Below are 23,504 nucleotides of genomic sequence, written 5' to 3'. Positions count from 1 at the left end.
CTCCTCAGATAAGTACTGGCACGTTGGTCGCTTTACGAGCGGTTGCCATCCAATGAAGTACGGCTGGATCCCATTGCACTTCGGGCGCACTGAAAAAGCCGCGTAGAATGGAAAACATAATGGCTTGATCAACCAGTGACGTTCGCTTTTCTGAACTTAGGTTGAGCAAGGGTTTAGTTTGTTCTATTAAAGCGGCGACTTCTTTCGCAATCGCAGGTGTATCGTTAATCAAAGCTTCAAAATTTAACGCTTCGGTTTCTTTTTTTTCACGCCATGCTTGTTTAGCGGTTTCTGTTGCAAATTCCGGTAACGTCATGTTTGACCAACGCGGATACCCGACTTTTTGTAGCGGTAAAAACGCTTGTTTTTGCCAGTCTAAAACCGGTTTGGAGGGTTGGCTGTTTTCGCTGGAAGATGCCAATTCAAGGAAGTAGTTGATGATGTCTAAGCTTTCCGCCATGGCTTCACCATCGTCTTTGATCAAAAGAGGAACTTGTTTTGCGCCGATGAGGTTTGTGGTGGTGCTCTCGTCGTCATAAGCAATGTTGATGACGTCGAGTTGAATATTCAGCATGCCTGCAACAAAACGGACGCGGGCGCTAAAGGGGCAATGTTCATAAATGTACAGTTTCATTTTTTGTTTCCTATCTCTTGGCTGGGCAGGGCGTGTTGTTGTGCGTTGAACAGCGTTACGGCGTTTAACTTTGCCCTGTCACATAATGTTCTGGGTCTAAACAATGTCGATAGGGTCAGTATATGGATTCGACTTAATTTGATAATTGGGTAATATCTGAATTGATTATTCAGTTTTTCCAAACAATAAGGGCGCGAAGATGGATAGGTTTTCGGATATGACGTTGTTTGTCAGCATCGTTAAACATCAAGGTCTGGCAGCGGCGGGAAGGGAGTTAGGTTTGTCTCCGGCGACGGTAACGGCAAGGCTGCAAGCGATAGAAGAACGCTATGGCGTAAAGCTGCTCAACCGAAGCACACGCCACGTATCACTCACGGACGCAGGGGCAATGTACCATCAAGCTTGTCTGAACATCATTGATAGCGTGAAAGAGACGGAAAACTTACTGCAAACGGGTATTTCGGAAGTGCGCGGAACGTTGAAAATTTCAGCTCCACGAGATATTGGCAAACAAATTATTTCGCCGATGGTGTCGGCTTTTTCTGTGCAATATCCGGATGTGACGCCTTATCTTTATCTTAATGACAATTTATCGAACTTGGCTGAATCGGGGCTCGATTTAGTGATTCGTTACGGTGAGTTAGCGGACAGCAATCTCATTTCGCGCAAGCTGGCGTCGAGTCAACGTGTGCTGTGCGCGTCACCTGATTATTTGTCGAAGCAAGGTATCCCAAACTGCCCACAAGATCTCGCGGATCATCGCTGCTTAGCCATGGTGCGCAGCAATGAAGAATTAAAAACGTGGCACTTTAAAGATGAAGAGTCTCATCAAACGATCACGGTCACGCCGAAGCGCTTTTCTGATGATGGTGAAGTGATTCGACAATGGGCGTTGGACGGTGCGGGGATTGCGTTGAAATCGATTTTAGATATTCAGCAAGACCTAAAACAACAACGTTTAGTAACGGTTTTGGATGGGTATATGAAAAACTTCAGCGCCTTTTCGCAAGGCGCTGAAGCGGATCTGCATGTCATTTATCAGAGCCGCCAATATCAACCGAAAAGAGTTCGCCTGTTTTTGGACTTTCTAGTTGAGCAATTTAGCGCGCTGAGTGATACCAGCAATCAGATCTAGATGCGATTCCGAGGTTTCTCGGCGGTGGCGATAAATCCCGACGGTGCCAGGGTTTGGTTCGTTTTCCATGGTTAAGCATCGTAAGCCAAAGGATTCCAAATACGATTGCAGATGGCGGGTATAAGACATCACCGCGACGCTTTCTTTCAGTACATCAATACTGGCGAGCAGAGAATCCACTTCGTAAGTCGGTCTGTCATCCAGTTGCTGCCTTTCGCGTTCATTTTGTTTTGGGATTGGGTTATCGATGACGTGAGCGAATTTCTTAGCGTCATAAGTGACCGAAAGAGCTGGGTATTCGTGCAGCATATCTTCGGTGACGGTTTTCCCTAGAAGTGGGTGGTTTGGGGAAACAAAATAGGCATCAACCGTTTGAAATAGTGGAATAAACGTAACATCGCATTTAGACGACAAGCCGACAATCTCGTGGCCGATGAAGAATTCAATCTGTTCGTTGATTAATGAATCCATCAAACCTAAGTGGTTGCCAAATTCGACGTGCGTAGATGCCGAAGGCTGCTTGGTCAGATGTTCATTGAGTGCTTGTTTGACGAATAGCGGCCACCACGCATCGCCAGTACCCATTTTAATTTTTCCGACTTGGTACTGTTTCCGTTCATCAATGCTTTGCATCATTTGGTTGTATTCATGCTGCATCGCGTTGCTATGGCGATAGAGGATGCGTCCGTATTCGGTCAACACCATGCCATTAGGATGGCGTTCAAACAGCGTTACGCCGAGATTCTCTTCCAGCTTCTTTAAATTGCTTGTTACCGTTGGCTGGCTTAACCCTGCCATTCTTGCCGCAGCGCTGATGCTTTGGCAGCGTGCAACCAGTAAAAATTGCTGCAGAGATTTGTCCATTTTCTTTCCCCTCTAAGAATGAGGGGTATTTTGCACAATTTCATTTATAAATCACAAATCTGTAATCTCATTTGATTGAAATTATGCGCATTTCATAGATCTACATCACTGTTGGGGTCTGACGTATAGATGTTATCTATAGCTCGCTCCTGACTTCCTATTTTCCCCTCAAAAAGGTGTTCTTTAGACTGTCGCCAAAACAACAATCTAAGGGATGAACATGAAACCGAGTTTTATTGCGCTTGCTGTCGCGTCTTGTATTGGTCTTGCTGGATGTGGGTCAGATTCCTCTGATGCGCCTGTGCCGGTCGACAAACCAATTATTTCAGCCGACTTGTATTTACGTGGTTTAAATGGGGATTGGGGCACGGCAGAGCACGCCAAGCTAAACTATTTGGGTAATAATGAGTACGAAACCGTACTGCGCGTCGCTCGAGGTAGCAATCAGTTCAAGATTGCTGATCCGGGTTGGCAGATCCAATACACCTATTTTGAGGAGCCCGCGGCGTTCGATAAAGCTCAGGAGTACCTGCCAAAACCGGACACGAATGAAGCGTGTATGAACGATGATTGCAACTCTGAGATCACGTTTGAAGACAAAGGGTATTACAAGTTTTCTGTGAGCTTTGCCGATGAAAGTCGCGCGACAATGACTGTGACGAAAGCAACGCAAGAAGAAGCGGAAAAATACTACTCTGATGCGATTCTCGACCCTGCAATGGTGCATCAAGGGCATCAGAGTAAAGAAGTGAAACTGTTCGCCAATTACGATGACTCGAGTGATACCGTGATTTTCTCGGTGAAAGATCCTAAAGCTGAGCTGCGTGAATTTGGTATTTCAACGACGACAGAATTGCGTGATGCGCTCGACCAAGGCTTAGTGATTAATGAGCAAACAGGGCCGCGAGTGGTGTCGGGTGATGTCGCGTTTGATGCGTTGTTTGCGTTGACGATGAAAGAGCTAGACCAGCTTGCCGTTTCTGAAATCAAAGACGGCAATTACAACTACAACAACCCAATCAAAGCGGAAGTTTTTGAGACGGGCGCGAAGTGGCATTACGTGTGGACGCGTGATTTGGCGTACGCAGCAGACCTTTCGCTTGCATTGATGAATCCAACTCGCGTGCGAAATGGTTTGAATTTCAAATTGTCTGCTTTCCGCGACACGACCGATCAGCAATACGATGGCGAGCAGATTGTGCAAGATACGGGCACTGGCGGCAGCTGGCCAATTAGTACCGACCGCACGACTTGGGCGCTTGGTGCAGAACGCTTACTTTCGGCATTGGATGGGGAAGAGTACAACCAGTTTGCTGAGCGCGCATATAACGCTATCAGTAATACACTTGAAGCCGATCGCCTGGCGGCTTTTGATGCGAAATCCGGTTTATACACTGGTGAACAATCCTTCCTCGATTGGCGTGAGCAAACTTACTCAACGTGGACGCCAAACGATGTCAATGCGATTGGTAGCAGCAAAGCGTTATCGACAAACGTGGTTCACTACCGCGCAATTCAGCTCGCGGCTAAGTTGGCAGAGAAGTACGACTCAACCAACGCGGTCAAATACACTGAATGGGCTGCGCAGTTAAAAAACGCTATCAACGAGCAGTTTTGGAATGCCGAACGCGGTATGTACGTAAGTTATTTGTTTGATAATGGCAAAGACATCGCGGTCGACAAATACGACATGTTGGGCGAAGCACTGGCGATCATCAGTGGTGTGGCAAGTGATGCGCAGGCGAAACAAATCATGGCCAATTACCCACACAGTGAGTTTGGCGTGCCGGTTTATTTCCCTCAACAACCAGACGTGCCTGTGTACCATAACCGCGCAATTTGGCCATTTGTTACCGCGTACAGCTTGCGCGCCGCGCATCAAACACAAAACGTGGCTGCGGCGAACAATGCGATTCAATCGTTGGTTCGTGGTACGGCAACCAACTTATCCAACATGGAGAACTTAGAGTGGCTTTCTGGTAAGTCATTCATCATCCATAGTGATCATGGCGAAGATCCGAGCTTGGATGGCCCAGTGATTAACTCTCAGCGTCAGCTTTGGTCTGTGGGTGGCTACTTGAACATGGTGGTAGAGACCCTATTCGGCATCCATACCGAAACGGGTAAGTTGGAAGTGAAGCCGTTTATCACAAGTTGGGTTCGCAATAACTTGTTGGCTCAGTCTGAACAAATTACGTTGGAAAACTTTGCCTTCAAAGGAAAGAACTACTCGGTAACCATTGATTTGCCTGAAGTAAGCAAAGACGAAACAGGTTACTATCCAGTTGAAAATGTCACGATGGACGAAGAGGGGCATTTCCACGTGACACTGGGCGCGCTTGTGAATGTAGATAGCAGCATTACTTTAGTTTCTGGGGTGAAACCGTATGTGAGTGAAGACAGTCGCGTTTATTCTCCGCAAGAGCCAACATTGGTGGTAAAAAGCGTTGAGAATTCGGTTTCGATTGACGTGACGAGCAAGTACAACGTGAACTTGTATCGCAATGGCGAGCTGATTCAAAAGGACGTGATTGCTCAATCTTATTCCGATACGCCAACAGGTTTTGCTTGTTATTTGGCTGAAAGCATTAACGATAAAGGCTTCCGTTCTAACCCAAGCCAACCAGTTTGTGTCGGTGAAGAGATCCGCATCAAACTTGATGGTGAATATCAGCCACTCAAAGACAATGTCTCAGTGGTTACGGTGAGCAAAGACAGTGGCATCGTAAAAGGTGCAGAGTCGTTTACAGCTCCTGTAACGAGCACTTACCAGTTCGATGCTTGGTACAACAATAACCTAGGGCAACTTAATACTGGCATCACGAACACCGTGAAATTGTTAGAGGTATTGGATGATGCAGGTAAGGTGGTTGGTCAAGGTTACTTGCAGATGGGCCATATTGGTGAAAACCAAGGTATGCGTTACTCAACGCCAATTGAAGTGGCGTTGGAGCAGGGGAAAACCTATCAGATCGCGCTGAAGGACCACTTCAATATGAGTTACCTCACATCGAATGAAACCTACATCTACGCTGGTGGTATTGAGGGTGAAAAGAACGAAGCACAAATCGCAGATATTCGAATCACACCTTTAATGTAGGCTGTTTTAACAAAGCTGTGTTTTAGAAAACTGTGTTCTAAGAAAGACAAAGCCGCTGAGATTATAAGCGGCTTTGTTGTATTTGCTATCGGTGGCCGTTTACAGATTAGTTTGCAGCCTGCGGACGAGGTTTACGGCGCTGACTTGACGGTTTGTTTCCTGCAGGCTTAGCATTGTTTGGCTTGCGGTTACCAGACGGTTTACCAGCGTTGCCACTCTTATTACCGTTTGGTTTATTTCCACTCGGTTTATTGCCATTTGGCTTGTTGCCGTTAGGTTTACGGTCATCTGGTTTGCTGTGTGCACGACCTTGGCCTTCACGGTTACCTTTAGGCTTGCCCGCACCACCTTGATTGGTGCTGTTTTTGTTGCCGTTGTTACCACCGTTGAAGCGACGTTTAGGTTTGTTTGCACCATTGCCTGCTTTCTTTTCGGTTGCTGGAGCGTTTTCACCCGCAGCATTTGGCGCTTTTGGTTTTTTCGGCTTCTTAGGTTTTTTCGGTTTGATTGGGCGAGTATCCAGTTTAGATTCTGGCACCACATTGGTTGGCGCAAAACCTTCCAACTCTTTACGTGGTAGTACTTCTTGAATTAAACGTTCAATCGCAAACAACTCAGATGCTTCTAGCGCGCACACGAGTGAAATCGCTTTACCTACTTCGCCCGCGCGGCCAGTACGACCAATGCGGTGAACGTAGTCTTCTGCCACTTTAGGTAGCTCAAAGTTCACCACTTGCGGTAATTGAGGAATATCGATACCGCGTGCAGCAATGTCCGTCGCGACCAACACACGAATTTCACCCGATTTAAAATCCGCCAGTGCTTTGGTACGCGCACCTTGGCTCTTGTTGCCGTGGATGGCAGCAGCCGGTAGGTTTTGTTCTATAAGGAACTTCGCCAGGCGGTTTGCGCCGTGTTTCGTTTTCGTAAACACCAGCACTTGCTTCCAATCGCCGTCTTTGATCAATTTAACCAACATCGGAGCTTTCTTCTTCACGTCTGCTGGGTAGATGCTTTGCTCAACTGTTCTCGCCGTCGAGTTTACCGGGTTCACTGAAATCTCAACCGGGTTGTTCACCAAGCCTTTCGCAAGGTCGCGGATTTCATCCGAGAAAGTCGCAGAGAAAAGTAGGTTCTGACGTTGTTTTGGTAGCAGAGCTAGGATCTTACGAATGTCACGGATAAAGCCCATATCCAACATGCGATCTGCTTCATCTAGTACCAGAACTTCTAGTTGGTCGAACTTCACCGCATTTTGGTTGTACAAATCCATCAGGCGGCCTGGTGTCGCAACCAACACATCCGCACCTTTGCGAAGACGCAGCATTTGCGGGTTGATCTTCACACCACCAAAAACAACCGCACTGCTTAGTGGAAGATGACGGCCGTACATAAACACGTTTTCTTGCACCTGAGCCGCAAGTTCACGCGTTGGCGTCAGGATAAGTGCACGAACTTGGTTAGCACGAACGCGAGGGCCGTTCGATAAACGCTCAAGAATCGGTAGCGTAAAGCCTGCAGTTTTACCTGTACCAGTCTGCGCTGCTGCCATTACGTCTTTCCCTTCCAAAATAGCAGGAATTGCTTTTGCCTGAATTGGCGAGGGAGTGTCGTAGCCCTTCTCTTGAATAGCTTTAAGGATTGGAGCAGATAGACCTAACGAGGTAAAACCCATATGTATGATTCTCAATTGTAGAGTTAGATAACAACGCGCCGAAAACAAATCGGTGCGAAAAGTGCGACATTCTGAGGCTTTTACGCGCAGGCTTCAACTAATTCCGTCATGGATAAATATTTGAACTGGATCTCATTTATTTTTGGCAGGCAAAAATAGGTTCTTTACCTAAACTTAGCTTGAGGTTCTAGAGTTGCATTAACAACAAAAAACAAGAACCCAAAGGAAAACACATGAGCAGTTATGTAGAACATGCCAATATCTCAGTCGTTGACGCACAAAAGATGATCCAATTTTTGACCGCCGCTATCCCTGAATGGAAAGTGCGCGGCGGCGGAAAAATAGATAATTGGTTTGGCCGACCAATTGAATGGTTTCACGTAGGTGATGATCATTCTTATATTGCCATCTCGTCGGGAGGAAAAGGCGACGCTACTCATTGGACATCACACTTCACAGGTTTTAAACACATAGGGATTGTGGTTCCGGATGTAGAAGCCCTCATCGAAAGGTTAAGCAAAGCAGGTTATGAGCTCGACCACCGAGGCGACGAACACCCATTTAGAAAGAACGTCTACTATCTAGAAGACCACGGTATGCTGTTTGAGTTTATCGAGTACTTCTCGGAGAAAGGCAGCGAACGAAATGACTATATCCAATAGCTAGAAGCTGTTCGGAGCAAGGGTGAGGCTCGCTCCTTTCATTACTCAGCTTTTGCATGCGTTAAAAACGCACTCGTCAATTGCTGAAAGAGTGAATCTACCGATGGGCGGTCGGATATATGATGGAAGAGCGGTGTGTGGACATCACCACGAATATCATCGTCATGACCACAAAGGTGATTACATAATCGTACTGGTTCGACAATCTTCTCGACGTCGGCATCAATCAGAATGCATGCTTGTGACAATACCACTTGTCCGCCGCTTTTTTTAAGCAAAACACGCTGCGCGGTTCCCACGACTTTTTGCCCGCCAATGTTGAGGTTATACTCGCCATCGCAGTAGGAATAAGGCGTAGCATGAACATCCACTTTCACGCCTAGCTGTTCAAAGAAAACCGTTAATATCGCACATAAATCGAGATACGCTTTTTTGATGTTGTAAGGCTCACCTTCTGGCCAGTGATAGATATGGGATAGATTAATAATACCCGGTACCTGAGGGACTGGTGCACCACCGGTTTTACGAGAAAAGAGCTTCCAGCCAGACGTATTTAACGCATGTTCCAATTCATTAGACACTGGCCATTTCTTGCCCGCGGGAAGCACGAGCGTCGGGCTTTTTACTTGCCAAAGTAATAGCACTTGCGAGAGTTGGTTGGATTGAACTTGTTTAATGAGCTCATCTTCTTTTTCAAATGCATCAGCGACTTCCGTAGCTGTGTAGCGAATTAGCTTATTCTTAGCAACCAAAACTCTATCCCTCGTGTGTATTTAATCGTTACTGTTTTATCTCAGATACGGTTTTATTGCTAGGTCTGTGATTGCGAGGTTTTTACTCGTTAGCTGCGTGGCCACTTTTTGGTTTTTCCGTTGTCCATTAGTTCTACTTGAACGCGCGATAGAAATATTTTGTTGGTCATCGCATAAGCAACTCATAAAATCCGCCATCTATAAAATTTTTTGGCGATATGAATATGAAAAAGCGAGTGATGTGTCTCGCGTTAGCGGTATCATTAACGGGGTGTGTGACGTTCCCAACTCAAGAATCTGAGCAAGTACAGGTGCTTTGGGATAATGTGAATGCGATTGAAAACTGTGAACTAATGGGTACCGTGATCGGCTCAGAAGGGCATTTTTACGACTACTGGCTTCACGCAGATAAAGACATGGTTTGGGGTACACTAAACCAAATGCGCATCAAGGCGGCAGATTTAGGCGCAGATACCTTGTATTTATACCAACCGTTAAGCTTTTCTACGTCAGTGACGATGTTTGCAAACGCTTACAAGTGCAAACAGTAGCGATTTGCTTGCTCATAACTGAAAGACAGGCGTTGCTCGCCTGTCTTTGACACGCTCAACAAACATGGGTTTGTTCGTTATGTTCTCTCTCGCCGTTAATTCACATTGGCTGTTGCTACCGCGATAGAGTCGGAAAACGACAGCGTGAAATCTTGCTCTGTATTGAGTACTTTGGCCGGAAACTCTAAGCTTAATTGCGCGTGTGGCGCGACTTTTGAAGCAATACTGGTGACGAATTTTCGAGTTTCTCCTGGAGAGATCGACAAGCTGTTTCCACCTTTGGATGAAAGCTCGGCAATGCCCATAGTTTGCAGCGTGTTGCCTGCCGTATCAGCCAGATGCAGTAAAGATTCTGACTTATAGACCAACTCTCCACTGTCGGTGCGATAGGCACTAAATGTGTTGAAGTTTGGCTGCAATGAACCTTGAGAACCTACGTTGGTGACGGAAAACATCACGTTAGAACCATCAAAATTCTCGACTTTCACCAACACGTTACCGTCTTGGTAACGAGCGGCTGCCGCAGCACTTGCTTGCTGTTTCTGCCTCTGTTTTTCTTTTTCAATGTTGCTCAATTGGTTTTGCTCGTTTGCTAGGCGGTTTTCAGCCATCGCGTACGATTGATCCACCATTGCCAACAGCGCTGGGATTGAATACAGCGTTAGACCTTCCAAATGGTCAAAGTCGATTTTGGCATGCTGAGTAAGTTCGTGATTCGAGAACTGGCAGTAGCCATCAATCAAGCTAACGAACGCGACTTCAAAAGTGCCCTGTAATCGGCTTACTTCGTGTGCGGCTTTTTCTAAATCTGAGCGTACTTTTCTGATCTCTTCCAAAGTCTTTTGTGGCAGACGTCCATTGGGCGACACGTCATTGGACACCGAGACCAGTTCTTCGGTCACAAATGGATTGTTTTGGGCGGGAATCACTGTGGTGATGCGGTTGGATTTGGTGATGTCTTCGCCCAATAAGACCATCATTTTTTGCGATACGGCGGTTGTGTTGCCCGCTAATACGTCACTACAGTTTGGAGACGTACTCGCATACGCGGCGAATGCGGTAAAAAGTGAAAAGATAACGGACCAGCCAGTGGCGACGAGTCCTGTCGTGGTTCGAGTGTTCATCCTGATAACCCCTCTGTCATTTGGTGCGATTCACTGACGTAATTGCCAATCAAGCGACTGGTTCGCGACATTCAGAATGGTTTTGGTCAATCCTTCGTAGTGGGCATGCCCGCAGATGCTTTCTAGTCGTTTTCTCAATCGCTAAGCCACGACTGAGTAAAGTGTCTGAAATTGAGAGCATTAATGCTGCGAAGTTGATGTCTTTTGTCTGAAAGATAGACGTAACTTTTCTAACCATCAAATACGTGATTAGGTTCTCATTTTTATATGAGAGAGAGGATCAAGAGAAAACAGGCACTTACTGTAGAGAGTTGATTTGAAGGAAAAATATAAATTTTTTTGGGGAACTTTTTTGATGCTGCCTTTGAGACTTTTTTCGAATCTCAAAGGCAGGTTCTAATGCGCGGTACTCAATTACAAAGCGTTAAGTACATCCGCAAGTCGAGTGACAGCCGTCGTCAGTTCTTCTGGTGTGGCATTGGTAAAGTTAAGACGCAGAGCGGCTTTTACCTTGGAACCTTCCGGATAGAATACCGGGCTTGGCACCACAGCAACCCAGTTTGCGAGTAGAGTTTTCGCAAGTTCGAACGTGTCGCATTCTGGAATTTCGACCCAGACAAACATGCCACCATCGACAGGTTTGAGTACGCAACTTTCTGGCAGCTGCTTTTGCAGCTCAGCAAACATGACATCGTAACGCGATTTGTAAAGGGCGCAGATGGTTGAAATGTGTGTTTCGAAGTTGTCATGTTGAAGTAGACCATGCAGCAATGCTTGCATAGGAATACTAGAGTGCAGATCTGCTCCTTGTTTGATTTTGATGAGTGGCTCAAGGTAACTGCGTTTGCCGGTTACCACACCAATACGCAAGCCTGGTGAGGCGATTTTGGAGAATGAACGCAATACGATGGAGTGCTGCGGGCAGAAATCCGAAACCAGCGGCAGAGCTTCACCAGAAAAACGCAGCTCGCGGTATGGTGCGTCTTCAATGAATGCAACGTCGTATTGGATACAAAGCTCGGCAACTTTTTGGCGAGTCTCTAGCGCCCAGCATACGCCCGTTGGGTTGTGAAAATCGGGCACGGCGTAGAACATTTTTGGTTGCTGCGTAGCAAAGCATTGCTCAAGTTCTTCAAGGTTTGGGCCACACTCGGTTTGTGAAACGGTCACGATGTTGGCTTGCACTAAACCGAATACTTGCATAGCACCAAGGTAGCTTGGTGCTTCCATCACCACTTTATCGCCCGGATTCACGTACGCACGCGCGATCAAATCTAGCCCTTGCTGAGAACCCGTTGTGATCATCGCCAAATGAGATTCTGGCAGTTGGTAATAATCGGTCAAAAAGTTAAGTAGCGGTGCGTAGCCTGCTGTTGCGCCGTATTGAAATACCTCTGGCATGTTCGCGAGGTTTTCGAGCGTCGGTTTCATTAAGTCGATCGGGAAGGTTTTTTCGTCCGGTAAGCCACCCGCAAGAGAAATGACGTTCTTATCGCTCGCTGCTGCGAGGATCTCTCGAATGTAGGATGACTTAGTTTGTTGTAATGACTGTGCGATTTCCATGTGCTGTGCTTCTCGTAATTGTCTTTTTTTATGTCAGAAATAGTATAGGTAAATTGCCAAGCTTGGTGTGTCCATTTATGCTGTTAAACATGTCCATTTATGCTATTTGAGCGAAAGTTTACTCCGTGAGCCATCAACAAGTTTCCAGAATCAATGACGTGCTGTTTTACATTCACCAGGACATTAGCAGAGATTTATCAGCTAAAGAGCTAGCAGATGTAGCAGCCTATTCTGAACAACACTTCCATCGTATTTTTAAAGATGTCGTGGGGGAATCCATCCATCAATATATCCGCCGTACCAGAATGGAATACGCCGCCAATCAACTGATGTTTGATACCGGCTCATCGGTGCTAGACATTGCTAACAAGTGCGGCTTTAACTCGGTATCTTCTTTTAGCCGAGCGTTTAAAGCGACGTTCGCTATGTCACCTGGTGCGTGGCGAAAGCATGATTTACAAGTCGCAGAAAAACCGTATTTGAAGGATCCGGAAGTGGCGGCGGGTTATCATCGGGTTGCGAAACGCGAGTTGCCAGAACCAAAAATTATGGAGGTCCCACAACGCTTTGCGGCGTATGTTCGACATGAGGGCTATAACCGTTCCATTCGCAATGCGTGGTTGATTTTGAAAGCGTGGGCAAGTTCTGAGAATCGGGACTTTTCGGTTCAATATGGTTTGCATCACTCCAACCCTGCTTGGGTTGAGCTCGACAAGTGTCGTTATGTGGCTTGTATGGCGATTGATAAGCCGCTCAAAGTACGCGGTGTCGTGAATCAAATGACGATTCCGGGTGGTTTACATGCTGTTTTTCGCTTAACGGGAGTATATGGTGAGCTTCTTCCTCAACTGAGTATGGTATTAGAGAAGTGGTTGCCTAACTCAGGCTTTAAGCAACGTTCCACGCCCGCTTATGTTCATTATCATAAAAACCATTTCCTCAGCCATGATGAGGCGTTTGAGCTGGATTTCTATCTACCCATCAGTTTTTTCTAAGCATCAGAAACACGCGGCTTGGCGAAAAGAATGCAGTCGCATGGAACGAAAAGGCAGAGCCCAAAACAAGCGCTGCCTTATTTTTAGAATCTCTTGATAGGTGGTGGCTAGAAATTGGCATCCGTATCGGCCCCAGCCGATACCGCTAACCCACTTGTTGCTTGATAAATACTGAAGGTTTCTCCGGCGACAATACCTTCTTCAGAGTCATCATTTGCAGTGCAGGTATAGCCAACCGAGTAGGTGCCGGGTTCTACAAAACCAAACTCGTATTCGTAATTGACTTGCTCAATATCTGGAACCACGTTGGCTGCTGCAATTGGCGTGGCTTTCCCGTCTTCGCCAGCAAATGGCCCCATGTCCTCTTTGGCGACGCTGCCTTCATATAAGTAAACGGCGTGCGCATAGTCGTTTGCACTGGACGTATCAATTTCGCAATCTGCATAGGTTTGTGCGGCGACATCGCCCTGAATTTCACCTGTCGTAACGGTGTTGATCAAGGTCACCGAAGTGCGTTGAATACTGTACCCTTCATTTTGACCCGTTCCGTCTTTTAAGCCTCGACGCAGATCAAACTCGACCACGAATTCATTGTTATCAGGATTAACCGCAAAGGTGTTGTTAAAGAACAATACCCCAGAGTTAGGCTCTTTACCCACGCCTTGAGGACAAGCACCATCGCCTTTGACGGTCAGTGGGATTTGATTTCCTGTCGCTTCGTCAATCACATACGATGGGTAGTCGGGGTGATCGCCATCATTGGCAAACACACACAACTTGTAGTTGCCAGAAGGAATCACTTCATCTTCAACCAGCTCTTGAACATCACTGCCTTGATAGTTGAGCAAGTTAACACTCAACGGCAGAGGATCTTCACCATCAGGAATTAGATTGCCGTTTTCATCCACGTAATTGCCTTCTTCATCGGTTTTATACACCTCAAAAATTTGTGGTGATCCGCCATCAAGAGGAAGGAAAGCAACTTTGCTGTAAGTGATGACCACTTCGGAAACGTCGTCTATCGGCGCATCAGAGACGGATAGAGTCACAGGAGTTGTCGTGGTGATGGTATTACTGTCAGAGTTACAGCCAAAGAGTGCGACTACCACCGCTGCACCAACTAGGCTGAATTTTATGGTGTTCATTGGGGTTACCTTCTTAGTGGGAAGTCTATTAAATGTAGTAGAAAATGATAAGATTTTGCGCAGGAGACGGGGGCTTTTGAATACCAAATAGTTAAGATATTGTAAATTAAATACGTTACGTAAAAGTGTGGTCAACTCGACGATATCACCCCGAATGAAGTGCTATGGTTAATGTTGAATTGCTTAAAAAACAAGCAAGACAAACATCAATAACGCCACTCAAGAGGTCTCTATGTTAGGTGAAAATCACTCATTAACCCATGAATTCCCAGAACATTTGGATACCATCACTCAGCTTAGTCAAAACGATGCATCATTTGCTGAAAACGTTAAAAACTATAACGCACTCGATAAAGAGATTCGTGTATTAGAGCTGCAAGGCAGCCCGATAGACGACCACGCCATGAATGTGCTCAAACATAATCGAGCGGAGCTAAAAGACTGGCTGCACTCCCGAATTATGGGTTCTTAACCAAGCAATGAGTATCGGCTCGTATTAACGAGCCGATTTTACTTGTTTGTTATGCCCTTAAAGTTTCGCATTTCCATTTAACTTCCGAGCGGCAAATGTCCTGTTTTCACCCAAATTACCGTTTCTTCTTCTACAAAAGGGAAGTGCTCACTCATATGAGGCGAGCGCAACCAAGTATGTGTTGGGTATATACCTAGTTCATCCCTAAACTCGCCAGATAACACAAAAATTTCTTCTCCACCAAAGTGTCTGTGAGGTTGAAACTTTTCTCCTTTGGGCCACTTCACCAACGCAACATGCTCGTGCTTAAAATCATGTAACGGCATCACTTGTAGTCCGCCAATACCAGGCAACCATTCTGTTTCTCGAGTATTGATTCGAACAGTTTTAAGATCATTCGGATCAAATTGATTGAGCTTGACCAAAATGACACAACCTTTCTCGCTAAACGGCGCGTGCTGACTGCCGGGTGGGTTACGAAGATAAGAACCTGCGGGATAGTCGCCATTTTCGTCAGAGAAGACACCATCGAGCACAAAAATTTCTTCTCCGTAAGGGTGAAGGTGAGGAGAAAAACGCGATCCTGCTTCGTACTTCACTACACTGGTTACGTGACCAGATTCTTTTGCCTCTCGCTCCAATGGCTTACGCCACACTCCTTGAGAGGGGCTAGCAACCCAATTTTGGCTGCCTGTTTCGATGACGACCCTTTGAGAAAAATCCATATTCAACATACTGAAATACCGTTACTTATTTTGTCGGTTCTTGCTCCAATTATACGTTTAAAAACGTAATTTGATGCAATGGTTGGTTAAGCAATGTTCAACGGTTTTCTGAATACAAATGGGTTCTATTTTCAATTATTCCTTGTGTAATGATAATTGTTATATTATAACAACTTAAAAATCATATGTTATAACATAACAATAAGGAAAAAGTAGTGAATAAAAAATTGGTTTCTCTAGTCATCGGTAGCATTTTTGCATCCCCTGTTTTTGCCGATACGTTGTCGAATCCACAAATTGGTGTCGTTTTGGACGGATATTACCAAGATGGACAGCGTCATAACTCAGAGCGAGAGGAAGGGTTTGGCTTGGGACATACCGAGCTTAGTTTGTCTGCAAACATTGACGATAAATTCCATGGCGCTTTGACGACAGTGCTGGAAAGCCATGCTGACGACACCGAACTGATGTTGGAAGAAGCGTTTATCGAAACCTTGGCTTTGCCTTACGGCTTTAATGTCCGAGCGGGGCGTTTTCTTTCCGATTTTGGTTACTTGAACAACCAACACATGCATACCGATAGTTTTGTTGAGCGTCCATTAGCGTACCGAATGTTTCTTGGTTCGCATTACTATGATGATGGCGTGAGAGCGAGCCTTGTTCTTCCGAAAGATCTGTTTGTGCAATTTGGTGTTGAGGCGCTAAGTGGCAGCAAGATGTCGGCAGTGGATAAGGGTTCTGACGTTGGTGTATTTACCTCAACATTAAAACTAGGTAGCGACATTTCAGATTCTTCTAGTTGGCAATTTGGCTTGAGTTACCTGCGAAACAAGAACGGCAAGGTGGAAGAATTTGCTGACCATGATCATCATGCTGATACCGGTCATGACCATGAACATAGCCACACTGCTGCGATTACTGGCGCGAATCTTTATGGTGCTGATTTTGTTTGGAAATGGGCCCCGGATGGTAACTACAAGTACCGCAACTTTACGTTTTCTGCCGAGTACATGTTGTTGGATGGTGTGGTCGACAGCAAATTTAAAGATGAAGCTGAATCCCCTGATAACTTAACAGCATACTACGTTTCGGGTGTATACCGATTTAACCCTAGCTGGTCTGCTGGCGTTCGTTACGGCGAAGCGGAAAGCTACGATGGTCATGCTCATGGTGACCACATGCATTTCACTGCGCTAAATGATAAAGAAGTCGATGCGATGATTGCGTGGGATTCCTCGCACTTTGGTACTGTTCGTGCGCAGTACACGCGTGCAGAAAACCAAGACAAAGAAAAAGAGAACGTCTTTACATTGCAATACGTCATGACTTTTGGGGCGCACGGTGCTCATGCGTTCTAAGTCATTAACCTTTATCTCTAAAGGTTTAGGCACAATGGCAGCGATTGCTGCCATTGTTTCTTCTCCAACATGGGCTTTGGATATTTTTGTTTGTGAGCCGGAATGGAAAGCTTTATTGCAACGCCACGCTCCGGAAGCAAATATCTATTCTGCTACTACCGATAAACAAGATCCACATTACGTGCAAGCTCGCCCTTCGTTGATTGCGAAAATGCGTCAAGCCGATTTGGCTATGTGTTCTGGAGCAGAGCTAGAAGTAGGGTGGTTGCCTATGCTACAGGCACGAAGCTCAAATGCTGCGGTGCAAAATGGGGCAAAAAGCATGATTTACGCTGCCAGTTTTGTACGTATGCTGGATACACATCAACATGTGGATCGCAGTATGGGTGACATTCATGCGCATGGTAATCCGCACGTGCAGTTTGCTGCGAATGACATGATTACGCTTTCGCGCGTTGTGACTCAGCGTTTGCAAGCGGTTGATCCTGAGAATGCGCCAACCTACCAGCTCAATGGGATGAAGTTTCGTGCGCATTGGCGAAAAAAACTCAACGAATGGGAAGCAAAAGCTCAACCATTACAGGGGAAACGGATCGTTGGATATCACTCCACTTACCGATACTTGTTCGATTGGCTAGGTATGGTTCAAGTCGCGGATCTTGAACCGAAACCAGGGGTATCGCCGACGACCTCTCATCTGCAATCACTGACAAAGTTGGACGCAAGTTCGTTTGATGTGATTGTGTATTCATCTCACCAAGATCAACGCCCCGCAATGTGGTTGCAACAACGAACAAACAAACCTGTCGTCCAATTGCCTTTGACGGTGTCAAAAGAGCAGAACTTAGATGAGCTGTACGATGAAGTGATTGCTGAATTACTCGATGTGTTTGTTTCTCCTAGTGCTGTGAAGTTTTGATCATGACTGAATACACATGGTTAGCGCCGGCTATTTTGTGCGGCGTGATTGCGCTAATTGGTAACGTCGTACTGGGCCAGCAAGTATTAAAGCGGCAGATCATTTTCATCGACCTTGCGGTGGCTCAAGTCGCAGCATTGGGGGCGGCGCTTAGTCATTATTGGCTAAACTCATCTACTTTGTACGTGAGGATTCCTTGGTTATCGGAATCTTGGCTTGGTGCAATGCTTGGCCCTTGGATAATGTCGTTATTGTTATGCGGATTGATTGCTGCATTAGAAAAGCGAAATCATCCGCATCTTGAGCCGATGATTGGCAGCTTGTTTGTGGTATCTGCCTCTTTAGCGGTGTTGCTTGTTAGCAAAGACTCACATGGTGCTGACTTCATTCAAGGGATTTTGAATGGTCAGCTACTGTGGTCGACATGGCAAGATGTTTGGCCGTTGACGGTAATCACTTGTGCGATGTTGTTGCTAGTACGCACAAAGCCCGAATTTATGCGTGGTAGCGGTTTTTATCTCATCTTCGCTATCTTGATGCCGATCACGGTCAAACTGACGGGTATTTACCTAGAGTTTGCTTTGTTGGTGATTCCCGCTTTATGCGCTGCGAGCCTTAAAGGTAGACGTTTTTTAACCGCCAGTTTAGGTATCGGAACTATTGGTATTTTGTTGGGGATAGCAGCTTCTGCAAAGTATGATTTGCCTAGTGGTGCAACGATTGTTATTACGCTGTTTATGATGGGTTTAGTTTTTAATATCTTCTCACCGCTGAGAAAAATCGTGTTGTTACAGATGAAGAGTTAATACAGAGCACCATTGGCGGTAATGGTGCTTTTTTGCGTTTATTCAATGGGTTAGTGTCTTGCCCCATTTCTATGTTTTAGTATTCAACTTGAGAACCGCCAGAAACATCATCAAGTTGTCTTGATTCGTTCACATCAGACTTCCAGAATATTCCTATAGTTTCATTAACGAAATAAAATCCTTTGCGTATGAGAAGCACAAACCTACATAACGATAAGCGCCTAGGATCAAGCAAGTTTGTAATCTCAACATTTAAGGAAGACCAAGATGAAACCGGAAAAAGTAGCAGTAGTCACTGGTGCGGCACGTGGTATTGGCCAAGCTATTTGTGAGCAATTACTGGAGGATGGATTCCACGTCGTCGGGCTAGACATATCGCCTTTGGAATGGAGCCAGTCGGCGCAGCTAAGCAGTTATCAAGTCAATTTGTGCGATGCCGCTGCTGTTAGCGAAGTGGTAGACAGTATTGTAGAGCAGCATGGAAGAATCGATGCGCTGGTTAATAACGCGGGTATTACTCGCGATGCATTGCTGCCAGACATGCTAGAACAAGATTGGGACAGCGTAATCGATGTGAACTTAAAGGCTGTGTTCTTACTTACTCAACGCGTCGCGCCAGTAATGCTAGAGCAGGGCACAGGTAGCATTGTCAGCATTTCTTCTATCGTGGGTACGGATGGCAACATTGGGCAAAGTAACTACGGCGCGAGTAAAGGTGGCGTGATCGCGATGAGCAAAGGTTGGGCGAAAGAGCTATCGAGAAAAGGCGCTCAAATCCGAGTGAACTGTGTTGCCCCTGGTTTTATCACCACCGACATGACCAAGAACCTGCCAGAAAAAGTCATTCAAATGATGGAAAGTAAAACGCCCCTAGGACGCATGGGCTCGGTGCAAGATATCGCCAATGGCGTTGCGTTTCTAGCGTCTGATAAAAGTGCGTTTATAACCGGACAAGTGCTCAAGATTGATGGTGGGTTGGTGTTATAGCTCGCTAATCAAAATCTCAAATAACAAACGCCCTTTACTTATGTGAAGGGCGTTTTTGTTGGGTAACGCTATTCGGGCTTTTGACACGTTCACTTTATTCGTTTCGTACTGCCGGATTTGTATGATTAAGTATAGAGTTAGAACACGTAATTCATTCTGGCATCGTTCTCTGTTATTAACCTAGCAATGTAGCTAATCAAAAATATTAACTTCAAAATAGAATAACTATTGAGGTATTAAAGTATGATTTTATTGCCCATGATATTGTTTTAAATAATTAACTTTGAATACTCACTATGTACTTAAAAACTGTACTGTTTAGCGCGTCAACTCTTCTTATTTTGGGCTGTAACTCCGAATCAACTAACCCATCTACTGAAGAAAGCGGATGGATAGTTGTAAGCTCTCACTCCGAGCCAAGAAAACATCAGGTAATTTACGAAAAACATAGCAGGAAAGGTCTAAGTCTTGCCACTAACGTTCCGGATCTTGACCTGCCTTTAACTTACCAATTGGCGAACCAAATTATTGAGGTCAAAGAAGAGCTTACATTTGGTGAAAATATTGATGGGAACCGCCTAACTTGGAAAGCTATTGGCAATTCTAAACGTAGAGAAAACCAAGTCCACTACGGAGTTAATAAAGATTACTCAGCTTCTAATGAAGGTATTGCTATCGGCTATGTTAACTTTGAGTCGAGGTTTGAGGCTGAAGGAAAGCTTGGAATCGAAAAGTTATTCATTGCGATGTATGACGATGTCAAGAGTGTCAAATTTTACTCTGGATGGGATAGTTCTAAAATATCTTGTTACCAAAATACGTTTGATGAAGACTTAGCTTGTTACGGTGAAATTTTAATTAACGACGATATAGTTCATGTTTTTGATAAATATCTGCCGTATGAATATGTAAACATGGTTTACGACACCGTTATGTCCAAAGGTCGAGAAGAGATCATTGAGGCAGATTTTCAACATCAAATTAAATACTTACTAGTCGCCAAAGAGAATAACGTTGAGATGCATTAGACTGCATTAGCTTGATTACTTTTTGGTAATGAGTGGCTTTTCGAAACCGATGTGACCATGAGCAAGATTATTGGATTTTACAAAACTCATTTATGTTCAAAAAATGAGTTTTGTAGATATTAAAATGCATGGAGCCAAATGCTCTCACTGATTCTATGAAGTTTTTTGTGCGCTCTAACCACAAGACAATCTATAAAAGACGTTGAGCCAACGTCTCTGCCACAATGCCACCTGTTAATAAGGCTGAATTTCAATGCCTGTTTCTCATTACCATTCAAATGTGCGCTGGTTAATGATTTTTCTGTAAGTAACACAATTGAACGTGATAGAAGTAACAAAATCGCTTCCTTACGGTAACGTTCCCGAAAATTTTATATATTATCGCCTTCATTGATACAAGTGGTAGAGACGCTCTGAGTCTGAGCGCTCTGAAATTCAGACTTTAGATGGGTATTTAAAGTCACCATAAGTTTGCAATTTTACTTGGGAACGTTTGCAAACAACCTAAGTATAAGTTTACGTGAGACTATGGAAATGAAACTACACACTTTGACGATGGCAGTAGCGCTTGGGCTGGTTACTGCACCTGCATTCGCAACAACAGATGTTGACGCTCTTGAAAAGCGAATTAATGAATTAGAACAGAGACTTGAACAGACAGAAAAAGTATCCACAGAAGCAAATGAGAAAGCCTCAAGCTTTGAGTTTCATGGCTACGCTCGTTCCGGGCTGCTCATTAATGATGATCTGAATGGTGCAGTGGGTACTGGTCCTTACATGACGGCAGCTGGTGCTATTGGCGCTCCAATTGGACGATTAGGGGTTGAGGATGATCATTATGTGGAAGCAAACCTTATTCACAAACGCTTTGCAGGTGATGGTTCCAGCGCATTGTTCCGAATCATGCTGGCAGATAGTACGGAAACCAATAACGAATGGACAGCGAGTGAGAGTCAATTAAACGTTCGTCAGGTATATGCTGAGCTAAACAAGTTGAGAATGTTCTCTGAATCAAGTGCGTTTGCTGACGCAACGTTTTGGGCAGGTAAACGATTTGACCGTGATAACTTTGACATTCACTTCTTTGACTCGGATATCGTTTTCCTATCTGGTACTGGTGCAGGTGTGTATGACATCCAAATGAGCGATTCGTGGAAAGTAAACTTCTCGATCTATGGTCGTGATTTTGGTGAGATTGATAGCTCGTCAACGGATGTTGAAAACTATATCGCGACAATGAACAACCGCTTTGGTAATTGGCAATTGATGCTGAGCGGCATGACGTCTGCTGATAACAATGATCGAGCAGAAGGCTCAGCGGACAAAGGTTTACATGCGATGTTTGCCTACCATGGCGATACCTTCTTTGGCATGAGTGAAGGCTTCTCTAAAACTGGTATTTTGATGGGTGATGGACTGGGGGCGGAACTTAAAGGCATAGGTTCAAACGGTGATTTGCTAGAAGACGCAAAAGCCGTACGCTTGTTCAGCTATGGTGTAACACGCATCGGCGACAATTGGCGTGTAGCACCTGCGTTGTTAGCAGAGCACAGCCAAGATCGCTTTGCCAAAAATGATGAATTTACGTGGGCATCGTTCAACATCCGCTTAGCGCAAGAGTTTACACAAAACTTTGAGATGGTTTATGAAGGCTCATACCAATACATGGACCTAGACAATGCGATTGATAAAGCAAGTGGCAGTTTTTACAAAGCGACAATTGCACCAACGCTTAAGATGTCTACCGCAGCAGGTTTCTTTGACCGTCCGGAGCTACGTTTTGCTGTTAGCTACGTTGATTGGAGCGAAGACTTGAATGGCTACTCGATTAGCCAGGATACGGGCGCTGCAACGATGGGGGATGGTGGTGAAGTTCTGTTTGCACTGCAAATGGAAACTTGGTTCTAAAGGGCTCTAACCGACAAAAAGTAATAAGAAAAGCGCCAACTGATTTCATTTGGCGCTTTTTCATTAACAGGACTGACGCTCAATTGTTTTGAAGGTTAGCACCATCTTACTCATTTCAAAACTTCTGTTGGCAATTCTATCTAGCAACAGTTTCGCACCATTTTCACCTGCTTTATCAAATGCATAGTTAAATGTTGATAAGGTTGGGGTGCACACTGATGCGAGCTCATCATCACCAACTCCTAGCACTAAAACGTCTTTACCCGGTGTTAACCCGATCTCTTGAATCGCTCTCATCGCACCGATAGCAATACGGTCTGTCGCACAGAACAAGCCATCTAGCTTACGGTTCTCTGTTAAGTGTTGTTTTGCCAATGAATAGCCAGAGTCGATGGTAAAGTCACCACGAGCATGGAAGGCGAGCTCAAAACCATGGTGTTGCAGCGCTTGAACAAACCCTTCAGAGCGTTGCTTATCTACCGCGATATCGTCACCTTGTACGCCAATAAAGCCCATGGTTTGGCAACCTTTTGCAACCAGTCTATTTCCCGCTTCAAACCCTACTCGTGAGTCATCATGAATGATGCTTGGAATATTAAACATGGAACCATCTTGACCGACGAGCACAACTGGGACCGCTGAGTTTTGAATTGCTTTTACCAGCTTGGAATCGAGGTGGGTCGCGTAAAGAATGATCCCTTCAACCCGTTTTTGGTTAAAGATCTGAATATATTCTAGTTCTTTTTCGTGGACTTGGTGAGTGCTAGCAAGTAAAACATGTTTCCCCGCTTTTTCAAGGACCTCGGTTAATCCATCGACGCCTTGGGATGTGGCATGAGAGGAAACCCGAGGAACAATGACACCAACCAGATTGGTCTTTTGAGATTTTAGATCTTTAGCGACTTGGTTTGGCACATAGCCACACTCAGCTACTGCTTGGCGGACTTTCTGTTTTGTCGCTTCTTTTACGCCATACTCATCGTTTATAACCCGTGACACTGTTGATTTTGATACGCCAGCCAGACGGGCGACATCATGCAGACTCGCCATTGTTCATATCCATTCTGTTTTTCGTTTTTGGGATTGTTTGCAAAGAGAAGA

General features: G+C 45.2%; 21 protein-coding genes. 12 read left to right on the top strand and 9 right to left on the bottom strand.

Translation table 11 applies throughout. The annotated features are described in order from the left end of the window. Nucleotides 1-4: 4 nt before the first annotated feature. Nucleotides 5-634 carry a glutaredoxin 2 gene (gene grxB / locus ACF8EG_RS03870; protein WP_069504865.1) on the bottom strand — a complete coding sequence of 210 codons (630 nt, stop codon included), beginning with the start codon at nt 632-634 and terminating at the stop codon, nt 5-7. A gap of 199 nt (nt 635-833) precedes the next feature. On the opposite strand from grxB, the gene ACF8EG_RS03865 reads away from it, so the two are divergent. Continuing rightward, nucleotides 834-1,769 carry a LysR family transcriptional regulator gene (locus ACF8EG_RS03865; protein WP_069504863.1) on the top strand — a complete coding sequence of 312 codons (936 nt, stop codon included), beginning with the start codon at nt 834-836 and terminating at the stop codon, nt 1,767-1,769. On the opposite strand, the gene ACF8EG_RS03860 is transcribed toward ACF8EG_RS03865, so the two are convergent. Then, nucleotides 1,722-2,633 (bottom strand): LysR family transcriptional regulator, encoded by a 912-nt coding sequence (locus ACF8EG_RS03860; protein ID WP_069504861.1) that lies wholly within the window; start codon nt 2,631-2,633, stop codon nt 1,722-1,724. The genes ACF8EG_RS03865 and ACF8EG_RS03860 overlap by 48 nt on opposite strands. 220 nt (nt 2,634-2,853) lie before the next feature. Between ACF8EG_RS03860 and ACF8EG_RS03855 the strand changes: the two genes are divergently transcribed. Then, nucleotides 2,854-5,733: an amylo-alpha-1,6-glucosidase gene (locus ACF8EG_RS03855; protein ID WP_069504859.1), complete on the top strand. Its 2,880-nt coding sequence runs from the start codon at nt 2,854-2,856 to the stop codon at nt 5,731-5,733. A 106-nt stretch (nt 5,734-5,839) separates the two neighbouring features. Here ACF8EG_RS03855 and ACF8EG_RS03850 read toward each other — a convergent pair whose 3' ends face one another. Further along, nucleotides 5,840-7,408: a DEAD/DEAH box helicase gene (locus ACF8EG_RS03850; protein WP_069504857.1), complete on the bottom strand. Its 1,569-nt coding sequence runs from the start codon at nt 7,406-7,408 to the stop codon at nt 5,840-5,842. Between the two features lie 233 nt (nt 7,409-7,641). On the opposite strand from ACF8EG_RS03850, the gene ACF8EG_RS03845 reads away from it, so the two are divergent. Then, nucleotides 7,642-8,070: a VOC family protein gene (locus ACF8EG_RS03845; RefSeq protein WP_021484233.1), complete on the top strand. Its 429-nt coding sequence runs from the start codon at nt 7,642-7,644 to the stop codon at nt 8,068-8,070. Nucleotides 8,071-8,111: 41 nt separating this feature from the next. Here ACF8EG_RS03845 and ACF8EG_RS03840 read toward each other — a convergent pair whose 3' ends face one another. Further along, nucleotides 8,112-8,822 carry a lipoate--protein ligase gene (locus ACF8EG_RS03840; protein ID WP_069504855.1) on the bottom strand — a complete coding sequence of 237 codons (711 nt, stop codon included), beginning with the start codon at nt 8,820-8,822 and terminating at the stop codon, nt 8,112-8,114. Between the two features lie 224 nt (nt 8,823-9,046). On the opposite strand from ACF8EG_RS03840, the gene ACF8EG_RS03835 reads away from it, so the two are divergent. Next, nucleotides 9,047-9,373, top strand: a complete 327-nt coding sequence (locus ACF8EG_RS03835; RefSeq protein ID WP_017447924.1) for a DUF4156 domain-containing protein — start codon at nt 9,047-9,049, stop codon at nt 9,371-9,373. Nucleotides 9,374-9,468: 95 nt separating this feature from the next. Here the strand turns inward: ACF8EG_RS03835 and ACF8EG_RS03830 are convergent, their stop codons facing one another. Further along, entirely contained in the window at nt 9,469-10,497 is a 1,029-nt protein-coding gene (locus tag ACF8EG_RS03830) for a hypothetical protein (protein ID WP_069504853.1), read from the bottom strand. A 414-nt stretch (nt 10,498-10,911) separates the two neighbouring features. Further along, nucleotides 10,912-12,060, bottom strand: coding sequence for a PLP-dependent aminotransferase family protein (locus ACF8EG_RS03825; RefSeq protein WP_006741414.1), 1,149 nt, complete (start codon nt 12,058-12,060; stop codon nt 10,912-10,914). A gap of 125 nt (nt 12,061-12,185) precedes the next feature. Here ACF8EG_RS03825 and ACF8EG_RS03820 point away from each other — a divergent pair, with 125 nt between their 5' ends. Further along, a complete protein-coding gene (locus ACF8EG_RS03820) occupies nt 12,186-13,055 on the top strand; it encodes a GyrI-like domain-containing protein (RefSeq protein WP_021484368.1) in 870 nt (289 codons plus the stop codon). 107 nt (nt 13,056-13,162) lie between these two features. Here ACF8EG_RS03820 and ACF8EG_RS03815 read toward each other — a convergent pair whose 3' ends face one another. Next, nucleotides 13,163-14,200 carry a DUF4382 domain-containing protein gene (locus ACF8EG_RS03815; RefSeq protein ID WP_069504852.1) on the bottom strand — a complete coding sequence of 346 codons (1,038 nt, stop codon included), beginning with the start codon at nt 14,198-14,200 and terminating at the stop codon, nt 13,163-13,165. A gap of 232 nt (nt 14,201-14,432) precedes the next feature. On the opposite strand from ACF8EG_RS03815, the gene ACF8EG_RS03810 reads away from it, so the two are divergent. Then, nucleotides 14,433-14,672, top strand: coding sequence for a YdcH family protein (locus ACF8EG_RS03810; protein ID WP_005479911.1), 240 nt, complete (start codon nt 14,433-14,435; stop codon nt 14,670-14,672). 77 nt (nt 14,673-14,749) lie between these two features. On the opposite strand, the gene ACF8EG_RS03805 is transcribed toward ACF8EG_RS03810, so the two are convergent. Beyond that, entirely contained in the window at nt 14,750-15,406 is a 657-nt protein-coding gene (locus tag ACF8EG_RS03805) for a cupin domain-containing protein (RefSeq protein WP_025525337.1), read from the bottom strand. A gap of 206 nt (nt 15,407-15,612) precedes the next feature. On the opposite strand from ACF8EG_RS03805, the gene ACF8EG_RS03800 reads away from it, so the two are divergent. The 6 genes from ACF8EG_RS03800 to ACF8EG_RS03775 all read left to right on the top strand — a co-directional run bounded on the left by ACF8EG_RS03800 (nt 15,613) and on the right by ACF8EG_RS03775 (nt 22,403). Then, entirely contained in the window at nt 15,613-16,755 is a 1,143-nt protein-coding gene (locus ACF8EG_RS03800; RefSeq protein ID WP_069504851.1) for a hypothetical protein, read from the top strand. Next, a complete protein-coding gene (locus ACF8EG_RS03795; RefSeq protein ID WP_069504849.1) occupies nt 16,745-17,674 on the top strand; it encodes a metal ABC transporter solute-binding protein, Zn/Mn family in 930 nt (309 codons plus the stop codon). Before ACF8EG_RS03800 ends, ACF8EG_RS03795 begins: the two co-directional genes overlap by 11 nt. 2 nt (nt 17,675-17,676) lie before the next feature. Next, the gene (locus ACF8EG_RS03790; protein ID WP_069504847.1) at nt 17,677-18,480 is read left to right on the top strand and encodes a metal ABC transporter permease; all 804 of its coding nucleotides are present in this window, start codon (nt 17,677-17,679) and stop codon (nt 18,478-18,480) included. A gap of 267 nt (nt 18,481-18,747) precedes the next feature. Next, complete coding sequence (locus tag ACF8EG_RS03785; RefSeq protein WP_069504845.1) at nt 18,748-19,467, top strand: beta-ketoacyl-ACP reductase; 720 nt, start codon at nt 18,748-18,750, stop codon at nt 19,465-19,467. Between the two features lie 296 nt (nt 19,468-19,763). After that, the gene (locus ACF8EG_RS03780; protein ID WP_025796074.1) at nt 19,764-20,495 is read left to right on the top strand and encodes a hypothetical protein; all 732 of its coding nucleotides are present in this window, start codon (nt 19,764-19,766) and stop codon (nt 20,493-20,495) included. Nucleotides 20,496-21,029: 534 nt separating this feature from the next. Further along, nucleotides 21,030-22,403, top strand: a complete 1,374-nt coding sequence (locus ACF8EG_RS03775; protein WP_069504842.1) for a carbohydrate porin — start codon at nt 21,030-21,032, stop codon at nt 22,401-22,403. Between the two features lie 63 nt (nt 22,404-22,466). Here the strand turns inward: ACF8EG_RS03775 and ACF8EG_RS03770 are convergent, their stop codons facing one another. After that, the gene (locus ACF8EG_RS03770; protein WP_045546242.1) at nt 22,467-23,453 is read right to left on the bottom strand and encodes a LacI family DNA-binding transcriptional regulator; all 987 of its coding nucleotides are present in this window, start codon (nt 23,451-23,453) and stop codon (nt 22,467-22,469) included. Between the last annotated feature and the right edge of the window lie 51 nt (nt 23,454-23,504).

Origin of the sequence: Vibrio sp. YQ_11, from assembly GCF_043103065.1 — a bacterium.
Classification (GTDB): Bacteria; Pseudomonadota; Gammaproteobacteria; order Enterobacterales; family Vibrionaceae; genus Vibrio; species Vibrio parahaemolyticus.
Note: the sequence above shows the minus strand (reverse complement) of the source record. Positions and strands in the feature narration are given on the sequence as shown.